A 2,332-nucleotide genomic window follows, 5' to 3' on the forward strand; every position below is an offset into this window, starting at 1 on the left:
CCCTCGGCTTCTAGATCTCCAGCTGCATTTATTGTGCCGCTGTTTTTTATATCTATATCAGGATAGGCGTATAGAGGATCTTCCTCCTCTTCTTCGGAATCTGAAGACAAAACAGCTATCTCTGTTTCTTCCGGAGTTATTTCAGCCTCTATAGTTTCTTCATCTTCCAAAAATTCCAGATGTATTCCGTAGGCTGATCCACCTGTGACATCTATCAGATCGTTATTTTCTATCTTAAAGTATGAGTTGCCATCAGCATAAGCTGTTTCATCTGGGAAAAATTCAAATAGTTTATCTGTTCCCGGGATGTATACTCCGCTGCTTGCACCACCCTCTTCTTCATTTGTAACTAATAAATTATTGTTGTTGATAATCTCCAATTCTATTTTTTCTGCCAGAAGATCTCCGTAACTTTCATATGGTCCATTTACCATTACTCCGTATCCAGTGGATGACTCGAGTTTATCAGAGCTTGACCATGATATTGGAGAGTCACTCAGGTATAAATCCACCTGGCCCACATCGGCATATGCTCTTCCGGTTATCATTAAACTCACAATTAAAGCCAGCGTTATTTTAATTTTACCCTTGAGAGACCTTTTGGCTATCCTCTCGATTTTGTTCAGATAATTCCCCTTCATTTTTATCACCCTCACCCTTTATAAAAAAAATAAACAGGTCCAAAAAACCCTATAAAACAAACTCAGTAGCAAGAAATAACCATATCCAATCACCTCTTTATCTGTTTAAGTCTTGATTTTTTCCTTAAATACTGTGATTATTGGCATTTTTTTTCTTGCTCTAATATTCATTTTAAGTTTCTTTTTTTTCTATATTGGAAATTCATATTGTTCAGAAATAAAGGGGTATACACTATATAAAACCTTTATAAAATAGGGTGAACATCCAGATGACATATTCTGATTATTATTAATTAAGTGTTGTTTTATCAGTTAAATATAATTAATATTGAAGGAGAAGCTGGTGTCAGACAGAACAATATAAGTATGAAATACGGAGGATAAAAGTTTTTTATAGCCGCTCACATTATCTTATTTGTCTCAAAGAAAGGGGGATCTCTTATGGAGAATATTATCCTGTATAATTCCAGAGAACTGTTCTATGAACTTGGATATTTTAAAACTACCATTAAAAATATAACTAAAAAATGCGGCATCTCTACAGGAAAATTTTACCAGTATTACCAGTCAAAAGAAGATCTGCTGATGAAAGTAATAAAAAAAGATATGGAAATCTATAAAAAAGAACTGAAAAATCTCATTCCAGAGCACGGAGGAAATAAATTTAAAGCCGATGCATTTGCAGCAGTTCTATTAAATTTTCTGAAAAAAAATCCTTTTTTCTTTAATCTGATCTTTGAATTGGGTGATATAAAAGATAAGCTCTCGCCATCTGTCAAAAAATTAGAACGAAATTTTTGGAACGAAACAAAAAATATTCTCATAGAACTGCTGGACAGCAACGGTAAGATCGACGAAATGAAGAGAGAACTACTGACTTCTCTCTTAGAAAGTGAGCTGAAGATATATATAAGGTATCTCCTCACTGGGAAAAATAAAAGATTTTCCCCTGGTAATCTGAATTTTTTAGACGTAAAGCATGAAACAGCCCATATCTCACCAATGATCTTAAATACATTCAAATCTCTGGATTTACTGTACCCTGACGCAATTACAGACCCCCTTACAGGAGCCTACGTAAACAAATATTTCTTTCAGATTTTAGATGAGGCCAGAAGCACAGGAGTATCTCTCCAGCTTATATTTTTAGACTTTACAGATTTCATCCTGGATAACTGCAAGTCTTTTTTCAGAGACAGCCTCATAAAAGATATCGGAGTACTTTTAAAAACTCATTTCAGAGATACCGATTCCATAGGAAGATTATGCCCCTATAAATTTATGATTTTCTCTCCCATGGGTAATATTCCCTTTGAAATAATCACCTCAAGAGTAAAAAATATTATATCCGACCTGAAAATCAAGTATCCTTTCGTAGAATCAGAAGGGATAACTCAGAAGAACCTTCATATAAGTCCAAAAGATGACATTCTGAAAAAATTCAGCCGGATAAAATCAGTCAGCTGAAAATATTTATTATTTTTTAATCAAAAATTCTGTCTGCGACTCAAAAATATCCAAAAAACAAAAAAATGGAAGATAAGGATTTTATAATCCAGGTCTTCCATTTTTTATTTGAAGTTTTCGATATTAAATTCTGGAGTCAAGAACCCAGCCAGAACCATCCGGTCTGTAAACCTTTATTTTCGGAGTTATATACAGGGAGGAGATTATGTCGATTCTGCAGAAGG

Annotated in this window: 2 protein-coding genes; one reads left to right on the plus strand and one right to left on the minus strand. The window is 34.0% G+C overall.

Features of this window, described 5'->3' with window-relative positions:
* The coding region (locus ABZA26_RS12920; protein WP_372714922.1) for a hypothetical protein at positions 1–641 on the minus strand (641 nt) is incomplete at its 3' end.
* 441 nt (positions 642–1,082) lie between these two features.
* Here ABZA26_RS12920 and ABZA26_RS12925 point away from each other — a divergent pair.
* Entirely contained in the window at positions 1,083–2,108 is a 1,026-nt protein-coding gene (locus ABZA26_RS12925; protein ID WP_372714923.1) for a TetR family transcriptional regulator, read from the plus strand.
* Positions 2,109–2,332 lie beyond the last annotated feature (224 nt).

Source organism: Ilyobacter sp. (assembly GCF_041583315.1).
Taxonomy (GTDB): Bacteria; Fusobacteriota; Fusobacteriia; order Fusobacteriales; family Fusobacteriaceae; genus Ilyobacter.